General features: G+C 44.6%; 20 protein-coding genes and 1 riboswitch. Of the genes, 3 read left to right on the plus strand and 17 right to left on the minus strand.

Annotated elements, in window-relative coordinates; genetic code table 11:
* Positions 1-4: 4 nt before the first annotated feature.
* The 12 genes from hisG to MKY77_RS21930 form a co-directional block, all read right to left on the minus strand.
* Positions 5-637 (minus strand): ATP phosphoribosyltransferase, encoded by a 633-nt coding sequence (gene hisG, locus MKY77_RS21875; RefSeq protein WP_339149890.1) that lies wholly within the window; start codon positions 635-637, stop codon positions 5-7.
* Complete coding sequence (locus MKY77_RS21880) at positions 631-1,815, minus strand: ATP phosphoribosyltransferase regulatory subunit (RefSeq protein ID WP_339147794.1); 1,185 nt, start codon at positions 1,813-1,815, stop codon at positions 631-633. The genes hisG and MKY77_RS21880 overlap by 7 nt, the downstream gene beginning before the upstream one ends.
* A gap of 635 nt (positions 1,816-2,450) precedes the next feature.
* Positions 2,451-2,963, minus strand: a complete 513-nt coding sequence (locus tag MKY77_RS21885) for an acyltransferase (RefSeq protein WP_339147795.1) — start codon at positions 2,961-2,963, stop codon at positions 2,451-2,453.
* Positions 2,956-3,606 carry a pyrophosphatase PpaX gene (ppaX, locus tag MKY77_RS21890; protein WP_339147796.1) on the minus strand — a complete coding sequence of 217 codons (651 nt, stop codon included), beginning with the start codon at positions 3,604-3,606 and terminating at the stop codon, positions 2,956-2,958. The genes MKY77_RS21885 and ppaX overlap by 8 nt, the downstream gene beginning before the upstream one ends.
* Positions 3,596-4,540 (minus strand): nucleoside recognition domain-containing protein, encoded by a 945-nt coding sequence (locus MKY77_RS21895; RefSeq protein WP_339147797.1) that lies wholly within the window; start codon positions 4,538-4,540, stop codon positions 3,596-3,598. The genes ppaX and MKY77_RS21895 overlap by 11 nt, the downstream gene beginning before the upstream one ends.
* Positions 4,541-4,600: 60 nt before the next feature.
* The gene (gene lgt, locus MKY77_RS21900; protein WP_339147798.1) at positions 4,601-5,464 is read right to left on the minus strand and encodes a prolipoprotein diacylglyceryl transferase; all 864 of its coding nucleotides are present in this window, start codon (positions 5,462-5,464) and stop codon (positions 4,601-4,603) included.
* 22 nt (positions 5,465-5,486) lie between these two features.
* Positions 5,487-6,425, minus strand: a complete 939-nt coding sequence (gene hprK / locus MKY77_RS21905; RefSeq protein ID WP_339147799.1) for an HPr(Ser) kinase/phosphatase — start codon at positions 6,423-6,425, stop codon at positions 5,487-5,489.
* A gap of 215 nt (positions 6,426-6,640) precedes the next feature.
* On the minus strand, positions 6,641-6,991 hold the full coding sequence (locus MKY77_RS21910; RefSeq protein ID WP_339149891.1) for a MetQ/NlpA family ABC transporter substrate-binding protein: 351 nt from the start codon (positions 6,989-6,991) through the stop codon (positions 6,641-6,643).
* Positions 6,985-7,485: a MetQ/NlpA family ABC transporter substrate-binding protein gene (locus tag MKY77_RS21915; protein ID WP_339147800.1), complete on the minus strand. Its 501-nt coding sequence runs from the start codon at positions 7,483-7,485 to the stop codon at positions 6,985-6,987. Before MKY77_RS21915 ends, MKY77_RS21910 begins: the two co-directional genes overlap by 7 nt.
* Positions 7,486-7,753: 268 nt before the next feature.
* A riboswitch (SAM riboswitch) is annotated at positions 7,754-7,859 on the minus strand.
* 224 nt (positions 7,860-8,083) lie between these two features.
* The gene (locus tag MKY77_RS21920) at positions 8,084-8,443 is read right to left on the minus strand and encodes a phage holin family protein (protein ID WP_339147801.1); all 360 of its coding nucleotides are present in this window, start codon (positions 8,441-8,443) and stop codon (positions 8,084-8,086) included.
* Positions 8,443-8,643: a PspC domain-containing protein gene (locus MKY77_RS21925; protein ID WP_063559538.1), complete on the minus strand. Its 201-nt coding sequence runs from the start codon at positions 8,641-8,643 to the stop codon at positions 8,443-8,445. Before MKY77_RS21925 ends, MKY77_RS21920 begins: the two co-directional genes overlap by 1 nt.
* A 2-nt stretch (positions 8,644-8,645) precedes the next feature.
* Complete coding sequence (locus tag MKY77_RS21930) at positions 8,646-9,836, minus strand: DUF4097 domain-containing protein (RefSeq protein WP_339147802.1); 1,191 nt, start codon at positions 9,834-9,836, stop codon at positions 8,646-8,648.
* A gap of 441 nt (positions 9,837-10,277) precedes the next feature.
* On the opposite strand from MKY77_RS21930, the gene MKY77_RS21935 reads away from it, so the two are divergent.
* The gene (locus tag MKY77_RS21935; RefSeq protein WP_342515471.1) at positions 10,278-10,685 is read left to right on the plus strand and encodes a hypothetical protein; all 408 of its coding nucleotides are present in this window, start codon (positions 10,278-10,280) and stop codon (positions 10,683-10,685) included.
* A 69-nt stretch (positions 10,686-10,754) separates the two neighbouring features.
* Here the strand turns inward: MKY77_RS21935 and uvrA are convergent, their stop codons facing one another.
* Both uvrA and uvrB read right to left on the minus strand, forming a co-directional pair.
* Positions 10,755-13,631: an excinuclease ABC subunit UvrA gene (uvrA, locus tag MKY77_RS21940; protein WP_339147804.1), complete on the minus strand. Its 2,877-nt coding sequence runs from the start codon at positions 13,629-13,631 to the stop codon at positions 10,755-10,757.
* 7 nt (positions 13,632-13,638) lie between these two features.
* The gene (uvrB, locus tag MKY77_RS21945; RefSeq protein ID WP_339147805.1) at positions 13,639-15,618 is read right to left on the minus strand and encodes an excinuclease ABC subunit UvrB; all 1,980 of its coding nucleotides are present in this window, start codon (positions 15,616-15,618) and stop codon (positions 13,639-13,641) included.
* Positions 15,619-16,019: 401 nt separating this feature from the next.
* Between uvrB and MKY77_RS21950 the strand changes: the two genes are divergently transcribed.
* Positions 16,020-16,550 carry a hypothetical protein gene (locus MKY77_RS21950; RefSeq protein ID WP_339147806.1) on the plus strand — a complete coding sequence of 177 codons (531 nt, stop codon included), beginning with the start codon at positions 16,020-16,022 and terminating at the stop codon, positions 16,548-16,550.
* Positions 16,551-16,648: 98 nt separating this feature from the next.
* On the opposite strand, the gene MKY77_RS21955 is transcribed toward MKY77_RS21950, so the two are convergent.
* The 3 genes from MKY77_RS21955 to MKY77_RS21965 form a co-directional block, all read right to left on the minus strand.
* On the minus strand, positions 16,649-16,909 hold the full coding sequence (locus tag MKY77_RS21955; RefSeq protein WP_342515472.1) for a CsbA family protein: 261 nt from the start codon (positions 16,907-16,909) through the stop codon (positions 16,649-16,651).
* Positions 16,910-16,990: 81 nt separating this feature from the next.
* Positions 16,991-17,413 (minus strand): hypothetical protein, encoded by a 423-nt coding sequence (locus tag MKY77_RS21960; protein ID WP_339147808.1) that lies wholly within the window; start codon positions 17,411-17,413, stop codon positions 16,991-16,993.
* Positions 17,414-17,954: 541 nt separating this feature from the next.
* Positions 17,955-19,532, minus strand: coding sequence for a peptide chain release factor 3 (locus MKY77_RS21965; RefSeq protein WP_339147809.1), 1,578 nt, complete (start codon positions 19,530-19,532; stop codon positions 17,955-17,957).
* A 150-nt stretch (positions 19,533-19,682) separates the two neighbouring features.
* Between MKY77_RS21965 and MKY77_RS21970 the strand changes: the two genes are divergently transcribed.
* Entirely contained in the window at positions 19,683-19,952 is a 270-nt protein-coding gene (locus tag MKY77_RS21970; RefSeq protein ID WP_339147810.1) for a hypothetical protein, read from the plus strand.
* Positions 19,953-20,004 lie beyond the last annotated feature (52 nt).

The following is a 20,004-nucleotide window of genomic DNA, read 5'->3' on the forward strand; positions in this document are numbered from 1 at the left end:
CGTGTTACACCTCCCCGACTACCTCAGCTAATCTATCCACAAGTTCATCAATCTGTTTATCTTTCAACCGATAACTCACAGGGTTCACAATCAAACGGGATGTGATATCCACAATCCGCTCGAATTCCACGAGACCATTCTCCTTCAAGGTCCGGCCTGTGGATACAATATCCACAATTCTGTCAGACAAACCGATGAGTGGCGCAAGTTCGATGGATCCATTCAATTTGACGATTTCCACCTGTTCCCCCTGCTCCCGGTAGTAGCTAGATGCAATGCCAGGATACTTTGTGGCGATTTTTGGTGCTACATCTTTCATTTCCGTTCCAGGAAGCCCGGCAACCGCGAGATAGCAGTCACTTATTTTTAGGTCGAGCACTTCATAAACGTCCCGTTCCTCTTCCAACATCACGTCCTTGCCGGCAATCCCGACATCTGCCACACCATGCTCCACATATGTCGTCACATCCATCGGCTTCGCTAAAATAAAGCGCATGTTTTCGTCCGGTACATCAATGATCAGTTTTCTAGAGTCCTCCAAATCGGGAGGAATACGGTATCCCGCTTTCACCAGCAACTGTGCCGCTTCTTTAAAAATTCTCCCCTTTGGCATCGCAATGGTCAGTACGCTCATGATTCGCTCTCCTTTCTGGCTTTTCCAAGGAAAAAGGTCACATCGCTAAAAGACGCAGTGCATGCATCCACATTTTCCACGCCGGCGATATCCTGAAGAACCACCTTTTCCCCGTCCTGTCTTTTCTCGTTGGCAAAAGCAATGGCTTCTGCTCTTCTTTCCTGGCTGAACAGGACCCCATGGATATCCGCTTCGACCTTTTGGATATTTTTCGCTTCAAGGAGCCTGTCAAGATGAATGCCAAACCCTGTCGCCGATTTTTCCCGGTTGAATTTTTCAAATAGCTTATCGTAACGCCCACCATTTCCGATAGGGAAACCGATGTTCCCGGCATATGCTTCAAAAACAATCCCGGTGTAATAACTCATATGACTGACAATGTTCAGATCGAGCTTGACGGAATCGGTGACCCCATATGCCTCAAGCATCGTCCAAAGCTGTTCGAGTTCCTGGATGGCCTTTTTGCCAGCATCCCCATCAAGCACTTCTTTAGCAAGCTCGATGTTAGTGGAATCCCCTCTTAACGTTAACAGGTTTAAAAGGCGTTTTTTATCAATAGAGGATAACGACAGGCTTTTCACATGCTCGCGGTATCCCACGTAGTTTTTTTCATATAAGTATCTTCTTAACGTTGCCGCTCGCTCTTCGTTTCCGACCACATCGAGAAAAATTTCTTGTAAGAAGCCGATATGTCCGATTGCGACAGTGAACGTGGAAAGTCCAGCTTTTTTCAACAGGGCGACAAGCAACGCAATCATCTCGGCATCTGCACTGATGGAGCGGTCGCCAATGCACTCGACACCGATCTGCTCAAACTCCGCTGGTCTTCCCGCTTCATTTTGCTGGGCACGGAACACATTGGCAGAGTAGGCAAGCCGTTGCGGATAACCATCATTCACGAGCCTGGACGCCGCAACCCTTGCAATCGGTGCCGTCATGTCAGGTCTTAAGACAAGTGTATGTCCTTGCTGATCTAGTAGCTTAAAAAGTTGCTGATCTAGGATCGCGGACGCTTCACCCACTGTTTCGTAGTATTCAAGTGTCGGTGTTTCCATGAATTGATAGCCCCATTGGCTAATCTCCGCTGTCATTGTGTTTTTGACGTTCTGCTTTGCTTCATATAAGGAAGGAAGCGTATCCCGCATTCCTAGTGGTTTTTCGAACATGAATAGTTTTGACATGTGGATACCCACCTTTTATAATAATCTGAAATCCTTTAGTTCGCTAATATGGTAACATACTAACAAAATGAAGCTTTTTGGTCAAGTGTTAGTGGTTTGTGTTGTGGTCTTCTCTATTTTGGGTAAAAAAAGGCACTTTATCCTTGGAGACAAAGTGCTTGTTGTATTGGAAGTGGTGATTGAATTATTGTGAAGACTTCTTTGACAAGAAGGGCGATCTGAGATTGTCTTTATATTTGGTTATGGTGACAATCTTGAACAATCCTGAGACGAATTTTACTCCGAGAGATTGTCTTCCTACCGCTTATGATGACAATCTCGAACCGAATTTCACTGTGAGATTGTCTTTATTCACCTTATGATGACAATCTCGAACCGAATTTCTCTGTGAGATTGTCTTTATTCACCTTGTGATGACAATCTCGAACCGAATTTCACTGTGAGATTGTCTTCATACGCCTTATAATGACAATCTTGAACCCGTTTTCACTCTGAGATTGTCTTCATCACACTTATGATGACAATCTTGAACCCGTTTTCACTCTGAGATTGTCTTCATTCCTCCTAGAGGACCTCTCCAGCTCGAACATTCTCTCATAAGGGCTTCATCCTCAGTTCAGCCGGTATTTTCTCGTCTAAAACTTCATCCGCTCCTGCATCTCTTCTTTACTATAGATGACACGCATGGGGTTGCCTCCGACGAAGGCGCCTTCTGGGACATCTTTATGTACGAGGGTGCCGGCGGAGATGATTGCGCCGTCGCCGATGATGACGCCTGGCAGGATGGTCGTGTTGGCGCCGATCATGACTTCGCTCCCGATCTCCACGGCTCCGAGGCGGTATTCCTTCACCAGATATTCGTGGGCGAGGATGGTCGTGTTGTAGCCGATGACCGTATTGCGGCCGACACTTATTTTTTCCGGGAACATGACATCAAGCATCACCATCAGGGCGAAGGATGTCTGGTCCCCAACCTTCATGCGCAAGAAGGTGCGGTACAGCCAGTTTTTCATGCCGAGGAACGGGGTGTACCTGGCAAGCTGAATGACCGCAAAATTCTTAACAACCTTCAGAAAAGGGACCGTCTTGTAGACATGCCAAAGCGAATTAGCGCCTTCCACCGGATAGCGAGTTGTCCGTCTACTCACCCGTGTTCACTCCTACAAGTGGCAGCAGGTCCTTCATATGTGTCAGCATGTAATCCGGCTCATAGGATTGCAGATAATCGACTCCCTTGATGGTCCAGCTTACCGCTGCCGTTTTGGTGCCGGCATTTTTCCCTGCCAGTATATCATGATAATTGTCTCCCACCATGATGGCTTCGTCCGGTGTGGACCCAAGCTGCTGGAGGGCAAGTTGGACTGGTTCCGGATCCGGTTTCGCATTGGTGACATCGTCTAGGCAAACGACTACGTCAAAGAACTGATCAAGCCCGGTCAGCTTCAAGCCCATCACCACGGTCTGACGCATTTTAGTCGTGACGATTCCAAGCTTCAACCCCTTCTCATGAAGAGCCTTCACCGTTTCATATACGCCGTCAAATTCTTTTACTAACGTGTCATGGTTGGTCATATTGAAGTCACGGTAATGTGTGATCATTTCGTCCACCCGGGTTTCATCCATTTTTACGAAGGTATCGTAAAGTGGAGGTCCTAAAAAAGTAAGGATGTCTTCACGGCCATATTGTTCCGGATAATAGTGGTTTAGCGTATGAAGAAACGATTCGATTATCAGGTCATTCGTATCAATAAGTGTTCCATCTAAGTCAAAGAGCAGCGTGTTAATGGTCATAGGATGCTTCCTTTCTTTTCTCAAGTTCAATTCGCTTCCAAATGAAGGCCACTGCGATCGTAAGCAGGATGGCTGTGACGATTCTTATCATCAGTAGTGGCCAAACTGGAATTCCAAGTGGGATGAAGATCAGGGTGTCCTCCACCACTGCATGGCAGGCAACAAGGAAGATGAATGCCAGTGTCAGGTCCTTCTTACTTACATTATCCTCTTTTACCGCTTGAATCATAACACCCGCTCCATACGCAAGACCGATCAATAGACCCGCAGCCATGGTAGTGGAGGTGTTTTCCTTCATGCCAAGCATCCTTGTGAATGGTGCCATCCATTTGGAGAATACAGCCAACCAGCCCAGTTCCTTCATATACTGCACAAGAATCATCAACGGGATCACGATGATCGCCAATTGCAAGATTCCCATCAATCCGCGCTGGGTGGCATCAAGCAGTATAGGGAAAAAGCCAGTTACAGCCTCCTCAGATTTTGCTACCATCCCATATTGGGCAAGCTCGCCCCCGCCCTTCCAGGCAAGGTTGATGATGATCCCCGAGAAAAAGGCAAGGCCCAATCTTACCAAGAGGATCACCCATATTTTCAGGCCAACCTTTGCAGCGACTGTCGATTCCACCAATAGATTATGGGAGAACGACAGCATGACGGCTAAAATAAAGACCTCTTTTACGGTTAAATCAAGGGTAAGAATGGCCCCGATCCCTGCATAGAGGTTAAGGAAATTACCGATGACAAGTGGAATGGCTGCTTCCCCTGACAATCCGAAGATCCCCATGATCGGCGCGATTGCTTTGATAAGATATTGTAGTACAGGTGTATGCTGAAGGATACCGACTAGGAGAGTGACCGGAAAAATCACTTTTCCCAGTGTCCACGTTGTCATGAGGCCCACCTTCAGTCCCCGTTTGAATGTTTGAAACATGATGCCCCTCCCCCTTTGAAGTAGCCTATCCATTTCTCTGAGTATGGTGGAGGCCTTCGTTTACTTTGTCGTTTCTGATTTCATTTTTGAATCCATATAACGCTCTTTTTTATCAGGATCTAAGTAACGCTTGTTCGCCATGCCAAGCATTCTGCGCACAATGATAAGCGCGATGGCAAGTATGACAAGTCCGATGGAGATGACCTGCGCAATTCTTAAGGATTCCGTCAGCATCAGGCTGTCCGTACGGAGGCCTTCAATAAAGTAGCGACCGATCGAATACCAGATTACATAGCTTAGGAATAGCTCTCCGCGTCTCAGATTCACTCTTCTGAGTAAAAGAAGCAAACCGAAGCCGACAAAATTCCAAATCGATTCATAAAGGAAGGTAGGATGATAGTAAGCTCCATTTATGTACATCTGATTGACAATAAAATCAGGTAAATACAATCCTTCCAGGAACTCCCGCGTAACCTCACCACCATGGGCTTCCTGGTTCATGAAGTTACCCCAGCGTCCAATCGCTTGTCCAAGGATGATACTTGGGGCCCCGATGTCCGCGAGCTTCCAGAACGAAATGCCTCTGATTCTCGCAAAGACAACCCCAGTGGTGATGGCTCCAATCAGACCTCCATGAATCGCAAGTCCGCCTTCCCATATCTTCAGGATGTCTCCTGGGTTCTGAGAATAATGATCCCATTGGAAAATAACATAGTACAGTCGTGCACAAAGGATGGCAATCGGGATGGCAAACAAGACAAGATCGACGAATACATCTTTGTTAAGCCCCCGTTTTTCTGACTCCCTTGTGGCAATCCATAAACCAAGCAGCGCCCCTGTCCCGATGATGGCACCGTACCAGTAAACCGTGATCGGCCAGCTGATCATAACCGGATTCAACGGCTCGATGTTTCCTAACAACATGTTCCCCACACTCCATTATCTATTAAATGTCTTCATGCTCATTTTCACTATTGATTACACCGGACAAACGGTTGGAGAACTGCTCGGCAGCGTTCATGCCCATTCGCTTGAGTCGGAAGTTCATCGCCGCCACTTCAATGATAACAGCCAAGTTTCGCCCAGGACGAACCGGCACCGTCAGCCTTGTCACTTCCGAATCGATGATTTTCATTTTCTCCTCATCCAATCCGACACGATCGTATTGCTTGTTTTTATCCCAAAGCTCCAAATTGATAACAAGTGTGATCCGCTTGTAGCTGCGCACCGCCCCTGCTCCAAAAAGCGTCATGACGTTAATAATCCCTAAACCCCTGATCTCAAGCAGGTGCTCAATCAATTCCGGTGAATTACCGATAAGCGTATCCGTATCTTCCTGTCTGATTTCCACGCAATCATCCGCAACCAATCGGTGCCCCCTTTTTACAAGCTCAAGCGCCGTCTCACTTTTACCGACCCCACTCTTACCTGTAATGAGCACACCAACTCCATAGATATCCACAAGCACCCCATGTACAGCCGTTGTCGGTGCTAGCTTTCCTTCCAAGTAGTTAGTCAGGTGAGAAGAAAGCCTAGTGGTTTTCATCGGTGAGCGCATAAGAGGAACACTTTCTTTTTCCGCTGCTTCCACAAGTTCAGGCGGTACCTCCATGTCCCTTGAAACGATGATACCGGGAGTGATATCTGTACAAAGCTGACTCATCCGCGCTGTTTTTTCCCTTGGCGTGAGCCTTTCAAAAAAAGACAGCTCCGTCTTACCAAGTAACTGAATCCGCTCAGCCGGGTAATAGGTGAAATAGCCGGCCATCTCTATACCAGGGCGGGAAATATCACTTGTCGCAATAGGACGATTAATGCCCTCTTCCCCACCAATCAATTCAAAATTAAACTTCTCAATCAGATCCTTCGTCCGAACCTTTGGCAAGGCCAAAACCTCCTTCAAATTAAAAACAGAGTACTGCATGTTATGTAAAATTAATCTTTTTTCATTTTAGCACTATTTGGTTTATTTATTAAGTGGGAGAGGTGGGGAAATAGTTTTATACCTAAAAGAAGAACAGAAATGGTTACCACACAAAAAACCGAGCAACCATCGCCCGGTTTTAGTATTAATCATATCAGTAGACATGAACATCACTATTAAAGGTTATCTTGGATTTCTTCCACAGGTTTCTCCACAGGCATTTTGGTCCCACCAAATTCCTTCTTGATAAATTCCTGAACTTCTTCCGAATGGTAAATACTGCTTAGCTTTTTAATTTTTTCATTATTTACGTTTTCTGTTTGAGTTACAAGAATATTGATATTCGCTTCCGTATCCTGATTGATTTGTTCGTGATAAATGGAATCTTCAATAGAGTTAAGTCCGGCATTTAGCGCAACACTGTTTCCAATCAAGGAAGCATCAACATCAGGAAGGACCCTTGCCGTCGTGGACCCGTCAACTGTTACGAAATTAATGTTTTTCGGGTTTTCTTTAATATCTAGTATCGTTCCAACGAATCAAAATCTTCCTTTAATGTAATGATTCCTGCATCCTGCAAAAGGCGAAGTGCTCTAGCTCTGTTTGCCGGGTCGTTCGGAATGGCAATTTCAGCATTATCCGGAATTGCATCTACCGATTTTAAACTTTTAGAATAAATCCCCATTGGCTCTAAATAAGTTGTTGCTATGGCAACTAAATCTGCATTTTTACTTTTCACATAATCTTGAAAATATGATAGGGACTGAAAAGCATTGACGTCGATCTGGCCATCATTAGTAGCTTCATTGATTTGCAAACCGTCATTAAATTCCTTCACCTCTATTTCAATGCCTGCATCTTTAGCTGCTTGAGACTTAGATATGTAGTTCCAAACCTGGGCATCTGAGCCGGAAGATCCTACAATAACTTTATTGTTGTCAGCAGCATTTGAACTTAGGTTACAAGCTGACAAGATTACCAGCAAGATTCCTGTTAAAAGAATTAGTGAAATTTTATTCATGTTCTTCTCCCCTTTTTTCTAAAAATAGGCTTTGTTAAACACCGCTGTTGATTTCAGCACTAGGCTTCGCTTTCCTAGGGGCGTTTGGGGAGCCTCCTCGGCTTACACCTGCGGGGTCTCCCCTAAACGCTATCTCCCTCAGGAGTCTTCGCCTATTACTCCAATCAACAGCTAGGTTGCTGCAAAAATCAACAGTATGCTTTAACAGAGCCAAAAAATAAAAAAATCCCTCTAAATAAGAAGGATTTTCCGTGTAAACGAATGTCTCATCTTATCTTTCAAGCACATTTATGCTTGATGGAATTGGCACAGTACTTCATAAGCCTGTTGCCGAGGTTTCATAGGGCCATTCCCTCCACCTCTCTTAATAAGAATATGTTTTTATATTGTCTAGAAAAAATAAAACTAAAATCCCCCATTCATTCCAGCAGTGCATGATTAATTGGATGAAAGCTTCTGATTAGTTTATCATTATCTAAAATTTGTTAATATTAAGATATTATAATTAATCACATCTGTCAAGTCGGATTTATGATTATCTGCAATTAAAATAACGCGAACCACATTATTATCGGTTCGCGTTATTTTAAAAAAATCCCTATTTTCTTTTTTGCAAAGGTTCTACAATCGCCTTCTGGATCAATAGATTCAACAAAGCAATGAAAATTGCCGCAAGGATTGCCGTTCCAAAACCATCAATATTAAATGCATCGCCCATTAGGAAGGCCGTCAGCATCAAGGTGATGGCATTGATGACAAATAGGAACAATCCAAGGCTGAGTAGTGTGACCGGTAAGGTGAGTATTACCAGGATTGGCTTTACAATCGTATTCAATACCGCCAGAATTATACTGGCAATGATGGCCGCACCCACTCCACTCAGCTGGAAAGAGTCAAAATAGCCGGCCACCACAATTAATACTAATGCATTGACGAGAATACTGATGGCCCACCTCATTAGCGTATCTCGGTCTCTTCATTCGGTAATAAAAATGTTAGGACAAAGTACGTGAGAATCAATGGCATGACTCCTGTCGGGAATAACAGGATGACAAAGATGACACGCAATAGATTTGCATCCACTCCCAAGTATTTTGCAAGACCGCCAAGCACACCTGCAAGCTTGCGGTCATTTTTTGAACGTATAAGACGCTTCATGGTTACTTCACCTCATATGGTTTGATTAAAATGGAGCCGGTTGTCGTTTCTGCCAGGATGTAGGTAAGTGGCGCATCTTCCTTTTTCGCTTTAAAATGAAGTGCCTTTTGTACCACCTCATTCTTTTCTTCCACTACATCCATCCCAGGAACCTCACATGTGAAGCTTCCAAGGTTGGTTTTCAACTCCGCTTCCACAGAATTGACTGTCGGAATGAACAGGTCTACACTGCCTGTTTTCGTTTTAGCCATAATGGAGCGGGCTGCTGAACCGGTAATTTCTCCGACAACACTTCCGTTAAAACTTTGTACATCCAGCTTTTCGATATTGCCTCGTACCCTCAGCATACCGTTGATCGTTTCCGCTTCGACCTCTTTTGCATCGCAATCGGTCAGCTTGATATGACCGTTTGCCGTTTCCGCTTCAATATACTCGCTCGCCAGATTATCCCATGCAATTGAGCCGTTTGCCGACTTCAACTTCATCGACTTTACATGTAAACCTTCCCCTGAAATCGGTCCATTAAACATGCGGATATTGAGATTATCGTATTTTTCTTCCGGTACATAGACCGTCGCATTCACTTTTATATGCTTTTTCTGAACCGAAAATCTCAATTTGCCTGCTTCAATGGAAAACAGTACTTCACTCAAAAACGCTTTGCGGGCATCATCCTGGGAGTTCTCCTCATATACTTTTGCCTCACACTCAATCTTCACATCGTTTTCTTTCCAAGGAACCACTTTCACCGACCCATTTGCCACATCTAAATCAATATGCTGCAAATGTACATCGGATTGCTGGAAAATGTGCTGAAGCGAAATCGAAGGACCAAAGTTGAAATCCAAATCGAGATCCTTAATCTTCTGTAGCGCGCTTCCGACGAAATCCAAAATGTTATTCTTAAAAGAGGAGGCCTGCTTGCTGTAGGAGTCGAACTTTGATTTGTCATAAGAGCCGGATCCTGAACCATTCTTTGCATTCGAAAAAACCTTTGTGGACAGAGCCTGAAAAATATTCTCTTCCGCTTCCTGGGAACCCTTGGCACCCTTCGTAAGCTCCGAAACAATTTCATCCTGCCTCAAGTTCTTCTCTTCACTATTCTTCTCCAAACTCTCCAATAAAATGATAGCCTCTTCCGCCGTCAGCTTCCCTTCCTCCACCAACTTCAAAATACGCTTACGCTCTTCCATACCTCAACATCCTCCTTTTAAACTACTCTACCTCAATATCAAAAACATCTATACTACCTCTACGACCAAACCACCCTAAAAGTTTCATTTATTGCTTCTAGTCTTATTGTTGCACAAAAATTGCGAAAAGGGGTCAGACCCCGGCAGGATTTTTTAAACTTATGTCATACGCCTCAAGTCTTAGAAGGCAGAAATACTTATGTGTGGCCGTTTTCATTGTTGATTGTTGTAGTGCAAGTTATGAGACTCCTGTAGGTGGAAGCGGTTGTTTGAGACTTCGCAAAGAAGTGAGGAAACTAAAGCATCGCCCTGCGGAAAGCGAACACCTGGAATGGTAATCAACAAGTAATGGTAAGCACCTAAATTTTTGGGTCGTGATGTCCGTCATGGTATAATGGCCTTAGCTTTTGGGTATAGATTGTGTGGAAGGAGTGGATTGTAATGGACTTTATTATGGATCATTTGCTGACTATCATTATCGTGCTAGTCGTTCTGTTTGTGGTGATACCCTTCTTGAAAAGCATTTTGTCAAAGCTTCTTATTGTCGGCCTTGTTCTGGCAGGACTCATTTTCTTTGGAGTGCTTGGCCCTGATTTTACAGAGTCGTCCTCCAACTATGTTGAGAATACGATTCGTCCTGTAGTGACGGAAGAAATAGATAAAGCAAACTTCAATTATGATGAAGAAACAAAGGAATATATCATTCAAAGTGTATCCTTTCATCTTAAAGGAAAATTGAATGAGAATACTGGGGAAATCCGATTCAAAGAGAAAACATATGAGATGGATGTTCGCTTCCTAAAGGATATTATTGAACAGAAAGTTAAAGAACAAGAGACAAACCAGTAAATACCAAATAAAAAGGATGATGGCCGCAAAATCCGCGGTTCCATCATCCTTTTTCTCTTGATCAACAGATTATCCTTTGCTCACTGTTTCTACTTCTTTTACTCTCTGCTCCATTCGGTCGCGGTCACGCAACAGTACCGGGCGCAAATATTGGCCTGTATAGGAGGCCTCTATTTCAATGACTTCTTCTGGAGTTCCAGTAGCAATGATGCTTCCTCCTTTGTCCCCACCTTCTGGACCAAGGTCCACCATATAATCCACAGCCTTGATGACATCCAGATTATGCTCGATTACTAGAACTGTATCCCCATTCTCCACAAGACGCTGAAGAACTTTCAGTAATCTGGCAATATCGTCTACATGTAGCCCTGTCGTCGGCTCATCCAAAATGTAAAGCGAACGACCGGTAGATCTGCGGTGCAGCTCCGATGCCAATTTGACACGTTGCGCTTCCCCGCCGGACAAGGTGGTAGCAGGCTGACCTAAAGTGATATAGCCAAGTCCCACATCATAGATGGTTTGCAGCTTCCTCTTAATCTTAGGGATATTCTCGAAGAAGCTGACAGCATCCTCTACCGTCATTTTCAAAATATCATCTATATTTTTCCCTTTATATAGCACTTCTAGCGTTTCACGGTTGTAGCGTTTACCATGACAGACTTCGCAAGGGACATATACGTCCGGAAGGAAATGCATTTCAATTTTAATGATTCCATCGCCTCGGCATGCTTCACAGCGTCCACCTTTTACATTGAAGCTGAAACGGCCTTTTTTATAACCGCGTACTTTTGCTTCATTGGTGGAAGCGAACACGTCACGGATATCGTCAAATACCCCTGTATAGGTAGCCGGGTTGGAACGAGGCGTTCTCCCGATTGGTGACTGATCGATATCGATGACTTTATCAAGGTGCTCGATTCCCCTGATTTCTTTATGTTGACCTGGTTTCGTTTTGGCATTGTGTAATCGTTGTGCCAGCGCTTTGTGCAGAATTTCATTGATAAGTGTACTCTTTCCAGATCCAGATACACCTGTTACTGCAACAAAGCATCCTAGTGGTATCTTCACATTCACATTGCTCAGGTTGTTTTCGTTGGCACCGATGACTTCCAGGAAACGATCCTTCACAATCTTTCTTTCCGTTGGAAGCGGGATGAACTTTTTCCCTGATAGATACTGTCCTGTCAAGGAAGCTTCGTCATTCATCACTTCTTCCGGTGTACCTGCAGAAATCACCTGTCCGCCATGCACACCGGCCCCTGGACCAATATCAAGGAGATAGTCCGCTGCCATCATCGTATCTTCATCATGCTCCACGACGATTAGCGTATTCCCGATATCCCTCATGCTTTTAAGGGTTTGAATGAGGCGGTCATTATCGCGTTGATGAAGCCCGATGGACGGCTCATCCAGGATATAAAGGACTCCGGTCAGACGGGAACCGATTTGTGTGGCAAGACGGATCCGCTGAGCTTCTCCACCAGAAAGCGTCCCAGCTGAACGACTCAGAGTTAGATAGTCCAGTCCTACATTGTTCAAAAACCCGAGACGCTCCTCGATTTCTCGAAGAATCAAATGGGCTATTTTTCTTTCTTTTTCCGTCAGATTAAGATTGTCGAAGAAATCCAAAGCTTCCACGATGGAAAACTTCGTGACATTCCCGATATGCTTTTCATTAATAAGTACCGAAAGGCTCTCGATTTTCAGGCGGTTTCCTTTACAAGCTGGACAAGGTTGCTGGGCCATATACTTTTCCATCTGTTCACGAATATAGTCCGAGCTTGTTTCCTTGTAGCGTCTTTCCACATTGGGGATAACTCCCTCGAAGCGGATATAGCTTTCCCGCACCTGGCCAAAGTCATTTTCATAGCGGAAGTAGACTTCTTCTTTTCCACTTCCGTAAAGTACTTTGTCCAACAGGTTATTGGGGATATCTTTTACTGGAACATCCATATCAATGCCAAAGTGGTTGCAGACCGCTTGTAGCATCTGTGGATAATATTGCGAACTTGTCGGCTCCCATGGAGCAAGGGCATGCTCTTTTAAGGTGAGGTTCTTGTTTGGCATCACCAGATCCACATCCACCTCAAGCTTTGTCCCCAATCCATCACATTTCTGGCAAGCACCATATGGACTGTTGAAGGAGAACATTCTCGGCTCCAGTTCACCAATGGAGAATCCACATTGTGGACAAGCGTGATGCTCGCTGAAAAGAAGCTCCTCTTCCCCAATGATATCCACAATTACTTTTCCTTCGCCTAATCGAAGAGCTGTTTCCAATGAGTCGGACAGACGTGTTTCCACCCCATCTTTAACGACAATCCGATCAATCACCACTTCGATGGAGTGCTTCTTATTTTTCTCCAGCTCAATCTCATCCGAAACTTCCACCATTTCACCATTCACACGGACACGGACATAACCTTGCTTTTTAATGTCCTCCAAGGTTTTCACATGTGTACCTTTACGGCCTTGAATGACAGGAGCGAGAATCTGAAGCTTGGTCCGCTCGGGATACTCCATGATCCGGTCCACCATCTGTTCGATCGTTTGGGAAGATATCTCAATGCCATGTTTTGGACATGTTGGTCTGCCTACCCTTGCAAAAAGAAGACGGAGGTAGTCATAGATTTCCGTTACCGTTCCAACCGTTGAACGCGGGTTACGGCTTGTTGTCTTTTGATCGATGGAAATGGCCGGTGAAAGCCCTTCTATCGCATCCACATCCGGTTTGTCCATCTGCCCAAGGAACTGACGGGCATAGGCAGACAAGGATTCCACATATCTGCGTTGTCCTTCCGCATAGATGGTATCAAAAGCTAGCGAGGATTTCCCCGATCCTGAAAGCCCCGTCAACACCACAAGCTTGTCGCGGGGAATGGTCACATCTATATTTTTTAAGTTATGGGCTCTGGCCCCTTTTACTACGATTTTATCCATTGCCATCCTTATGTCATCCTTCCGCTTTGAGCTCCAAGATGAGGTCACGAAGCTCGGCTGCACGCTCGAAATCAAGCGCTTTTGCCGCGTCTTTCATTTCCTGCTCCATGCTTTCTATGAGCTTTTCTCTTTCTTTCTTGTTTTTCGGTCTGAATGTAGGTACTTTGCCTTCGTAATCGCCATCTTCCTCGGCAACAATAGTAGCACGAATAAGCTCAGGTACTTTCTTCTTGATAGTGGTTGGCGTGATTCCGTGCTCTTGGTTATATGCTTCTTGGATTTCACGGCGACGCTTCGTTTCATTTAACGCAATATCCATGGACTTCGTTATTTTATCGGCATACATGATGACTTTACCGTTCGAGTTACGCGCTGCACGTCCGATAGTCTGGATCAAGGAACGCTCGGAACGGAGGAAGCCCTCTTTGTCTGCATCTAAAATGGTGACAAGGGACACTTCCGGAATATCAAGTCCTTCCCTCAATAGGTTAATCCCGACCAGAACATCATGTTTGCCCAATCTCAATTCCCTGATAATCTCAATCCGCTCAAGCGTTTTGATTTCAGAATGCAGGTAGGCAACTTTGATCCCGAGCTCTTTCAAATAAGCAGTAAGATCCTCGGACATTTTTTTCGTAAGGGTAGTGACAAGGACCCTTTCGTCTTTTTCCACACGTTGATGGATTTCACCGATCAAATCATCAATCTGTCCTTTGATCGGCCTCACTTCAATAACCGGATCAAGCAGCCCGGTAGGACGGATGATTTGTTCCACCATCTTTGGTGTATGCTCCAGCTCGTATGGGCCAGGCGTTGCGGAAACATAGACAAGCTGGGCTGTCTTCTTTTCAAACTCCTCGAACCTCAATGGACGGTTGTCCTTTGCTGAAGGCAGACGGAAGCCGTGGTCTACAAGGACCTGCTTTCTTGCCTGGTCCCCATTGAACATTCCCCGAATCTGTGGCAGGGTAACGTGCGACTCGTCTATTACCAAAAGGAAATCTTCCGGGAAGAAATCCATTAGTGTATACGGAGTTGATCCTGCAGGGCGAAGTGTCAGGTGGCGTGAATAGTTCTCGATTCCTGAACAGAAGCCCATCTCCGCCATCATTTCCAAGTCATAGCGAGTACGCTGTTCCAGCCGCTGCGCTTCCAAAAGCTTTCCTGCTTCTCTAAGTTCTTCAAGACGTTCTTCTAATTCAGCTTGGATATTGACGATTGCCTTTTTCATCTTTTCTTCGCGAGTAACGAAGTGGGAGGCCGGGAAGATGGAAACATGGTTGCGGTCTCCAAGGATCTCCCCTGTAAGGGCGTCCACTTCCCTAATGCGGTCAATCTCATCTCCAAAAAACTCCACGCGAATGCAGTGCTCGTCACGTGAGGCCGGGAAAATCTCCACGACGTCCCCTCTGACACGGAATGTTCCACGTTTGAAGTCAATGTCGTTCCTGCTGTACTGAATGTCGACTAGGTCGCGTAGAAGCGTATTCCGCTCCTTTTCCATGCCTGTTCTTAAAGAAACGACAAGGTCACGGTATTCTTCCGGTGAACCCAAACCATAGATGCAGGACACACTGGCGATGATGATGACATCATTCCGCTCAAAAAGAGAGGCGGTTGCTGAGTGGCGCAACTTGTCAATTTCATCATTGATACTCGCATCCTTTTCGATAAATGTGTCGGTAGATGGCACGTACGCCTCTGGTTGATAGTAATCATAATAACTAACAAAATATTCGACCGCATTGTTTGGAAAGAATTCCTTAAACTCACTATATAGCTGCCCGGCCAACGTTTTGTTGTGGGCGATGATTAACGTTGGTTTGTTTACCGCCTGTATCACATTAGAGACAGTAAACGTCTTCCCGGTACCTGTTGCACCAAGAAGCGTCTGATGTTTTTTCCCGTTTTTGAGGCCTTCCACAATCTCCGCGATCGCAGTCGGCTGATCTCCATCCGGCTTATATCCAGAAACTAACTCAAACTGTTCCATTCACTAAAAGCCTCCATTTCCGTTCATCTAACCTCTAGGCTCTTTTCTAAAAGAGTGTTGTTACTAACAAGTAAAAAGTCGGCATTTGGACTTTTTACCGTGTATCTGTTCTAAACAAGCATGTACTTTTTATTGACTAATCAAGAAAAGAGCACAACAAAAACATTTATATAAATTGATTTAAAAAATGTAAAAGCAACATTGTTTATATTGGAACCCATCCTCTACCAATATTCTACCACAACAGAAGCCCAAAACAACAAAAATACGAACTGATATTCGCTTTTTTTTGAATCATCTTCTTTCTCTATACCCGTCTCTGTTGCGTTTAATAGTTGTTTTCTATATTCTTATCATTATCATGTATCGGGAATCGGAAACTGTTTTAGGGAGATTTTGTGATGAAAAAGTTTTTTAATAGAAGAAAAATGAGGTTAAAAGGTTTTGCAGCAATTTGCACTGGCATTTTGTGCTTACTTTTGGCAGGCTGTTCATTCCATGCCATTCCAGAAAAAACGATGAACATTCCATATCTGGATGAGCGTGCTTTGGAAAATCCTGAAGAGGAGTTTACCTATAGTGAAGTGGATGGAGAGTATGTCCATGATTTTATAAAAGCTAATAAGGATAAGGCAGTAAGGTGGACGGCAACTGTTACCCGGGTAGAGAATAGCTCAACTTATGAGTTACAAGAGCCGTTCCTGCCGGCAGTATTGGTCACCTTCGCAGACAATCTGGATCCAGCCCCGCAGGTTGGTGATGTCCTAACTTTCACAGGCGTACTGACTGGCTATGGGGAGACGTTCGGGAAAGATCCCCTCTGGGTGGTGAGGCCTGCAAGGCTTGAAGAGACTACCGAAGAGGAGCAGGAAGCCTTAATTGCTTATCAACAGAAGGCAAAACAAATAAAAGAGGAAGCGGATCTCCCTTAACCTGAAGATCCCGCTTCCTCTTTTTTTACTTTGTTGCTTGGAGCAAAGGCGTAAACTCCAGCTGGAGAGTAGCGATAATGTTTAGCCCCCGCAGCTTATTATTTAAATTTCCCTACCATTCGCTTTGCATACAAGAATCCGACCACAAGCGAAACAATATCAACTAAGATAACATACCACTCATTTCCATGACCTTTAAAGATGGAGACTAAAATAAGCGCTACTGCCAAACCTGTTCCAACATATAAGCTATAGGTCACACGTGTAAACAGCACCACAAGTAATGCAGGAATAATCACTGCCAAAATCAGCTTTACCAACAATCTGAAAACCTCTTTTCTATCTGTTCCGAAAATCATCTATTGTCAGTATAGCAGTTTTTATACCTTCTTATAAAACAATTAACTAACTAATTATCCAGGTGGCTCCTCCACTGCCCCTCACTCAACCTCTACAGCTATTTCCGTCACACTTCTCAATTTCTTCTGCTTGTTTGCAAGCTGTATCTTATTTACAAAGGTAAGGATTGATTGCCTGTCATCATCATTCTCAATCAGAAACTCGACCAGGTAGGTGTACCTTCTTTTTTTAACATTTGCCTGAACTCCGAGAATATTGGCTTTGAATTCGAGCACCTGATTGGAAATCATGAATTTCAACCCTAACAGTACATCACTGTTTTCCGGTATTTGTACGCGACTGATAAATCGCAGTTTTTCCATATTAAGCTCTTCCACGAATACCTTTGTACTGCCTGTTGTCACTTCACGACCGTTCACTTGTAAAATCGTCATTCCTCCAACAACGAAATGTCTCGTTCGATAGAGTCCTAGCCACATAAGCTTTTCCTTCTGATCGCTCACCCAAAGTCCCCCTACTAACGCCCTTTTTGTTTTTATATCGGCAGAGAAGGGGCTTTTTTAAAGAGGGTTTCATCTCTTGTTACAAGTGGATCGAAAGTATAGACATGAAGACCTCCTCTATCTAAAAATTTTCTCGCCCACGTCTACATCCGGCTCATGAAGACCTCTCCTATCTAAAAACTTCCCCACTCATGTCCTCATCCCGCTTATGAAGACCTCTCCCACCCAAAAAATCACCCACTCACGTCCTCATCCCACTTATGAAGACCTCTCCCACCCAAAAAATCACCCACTCACGTCCTCATCCCGCTTATGAAGACCTCTCCCACCCAAAAAATCACCCACTCACGTCCTCATCCCGCTTATGAAGACCTCTCCCACCCACAAATCTCCCCTCTCACGTCCTCATCCCGCTCATGAAGACCTCTCCTTCTCAAAAATCTCACCTCTCACGTCTTCACCCCCATAAAAAAATAAAAAAGCCCAAAGTCCCCTTCCTAAAAAGGGCATTCTGGGCTTTCTATCTTAAATCTCCAAAGAATTAATCCTCTTCCGCCATAATATCAATCAAGCCGATTTTCGGATTCTTATCTTGGAACCATCGTAACGAGAAGTCATTATCAAACAGCGCAACATACTGATCATTTCGATCCTTCACAAGGATATTACGTGAGTCAAACAACGTCGTATCCACATCCTGGCTCTCCAACCAACGCGGAATTTTCGAGCCGATCATGTTATAGACGACTTCCACATTGTACTCGCCTTTCATGCGGTATTCGAATACGTCCAATTGAAGCTGACCAACCGCTCCAAGAATGTAGGCCTCCGTACCGTATTGACGGAACAACTGGATTGCACCCTCCTGCACAAGCTGGGTGATTCCTTTACCAAACTGCTTCCCTTTCATGACGTTCTTTGCTTCCACTCTTACGAAAAGCTCAGGAGCAAACGTTGGGATCTCGTCGAATTCGACCTTTTGACTCCCACCACTAAACAGGGAATCGCCAATCTGGTACACACCAGGATCATAAATCCCAATGATATCCCCTGGATATGCATGATCTACCGTCTCACGGTCAGATGCTAGGAATTGCTGGGACTGGGTCAGCTTTATTGATTTACCGGTCCTGCTTACTGTTACCGTCATTCCACGCTCAAACACACCGGAACAGATTCTCAAGAATGCAAGACGGTCACGGTGAGCCGGATTCATATTCGCCTGGATTTTGAAAATAAACCCGGAGAACTCGGTAGATTTCGGCTCAATCTTCTCTACTTCTGTCTGACGTGGCTGCGGCTCACTTGCTAGATCCAAGAACGTACGGAAGAACATTTCCACACCAAAGTTGGAGATGGCACTTCCGAAGAATACAGGAGTCTGTAAACCATTCTTCACCTTGTTGATGTCAAAATCATTTCCTGCCTCTTCCAACAATTCAAAGTCTTCTTTTGCTTGTATAAAAGTCGGGTGAGTGGAGATTTCCTCCACAGCATCCAATTCCTTGAACGGAATGCGATCCTCTTCATCTTTTCCTTGATAACGGATGAACACTTCATTGTAACGGTCGTAAACACCCAAGAAGCGTTTCCCCATTCCAACCGGCCAGTTCATCGCATAAGATTCAATGCCAAGCACTTCTTCAATTTCTTCCAATAGCGCAAGCGGCTCTTTTCCTTCACGGTCCAATTTGTTGATGAACGTAAAAATTGGGATACCGCGCATACGACAAACCTTGAAAAGCTTGATGGTCTGCGGCTCGACCCCTTTTGTACAGTCGATGATCATCACGGCGCTGTCCACGGCAGTCAACGTACGATACGTATCTTCACTGAAATCTTCGTGTCCTGGAGTGTCGAGAATGTTAATATGCTTATCCATATATTCAAAGCTCATAACACTTGACGTTACAGAGATTCCACGTTTCTTTTCAATCTCCATCCAGTCAGATGTCGCAAACTTTCCTGATTTTTTACCCTTAACCGTACCAGCCGAACGAATAACGTTTCCGAATAAAAGAAGCTTCTCCGTCAAAGTCGTTTTCCCGGCATCCGGGTGGGATATAATCGCAAAGGTTCTGCGGCGGTCTATCTCTTTATTTAAAAGTTCATTTTTCACAGTTTCCGTACCTACCTCTCAAAAATTACACAATAGTGCTATTATAACAGAAATCAGCTTGAGAAAAATATAGCAATCCAACGAAAACCTATTTCCAATATTCCTATTCTCGGTTATACTCTTTGTAAATATATGTTAGGAGTGATCATTTTGGCAAAAAGTAGAGCAAAAAAGCTGCGTGACAAGCAAGTCCGCGAAGGCAAGCGCAACCCGGAAAACGGCCGCGGTACCTACGCACTGGCAAACCTTACAACAAAAACGACCAAGACGAAAAAAGAAAAATTGAATCAGCTGTACAAAAAAGAACGACAATCTCGCTATGGTGGTGACCGGGAGAATGTCGTTCTTTATTTTTATGTTCGTATATGTTCGCTGTTGATTTCCGCGCCAGGCTTCGCTTTCCGCGGGGCGTGTGCTTGAGCCTCCTCGCAACGCTTTAGGGGTCTCAAGCTACCGCTACCTCCCGCTGGAG

The sequence above is a fragment of the Sutcliffiella sp. FSL R7-0096 genome (assembly GCF_038595065.1).
Taxonomy (GTDB): Bacteria; Bacillota; Bacilli; order Bacillales; family Bacillaceae_I; genus Sutcliffiella_A.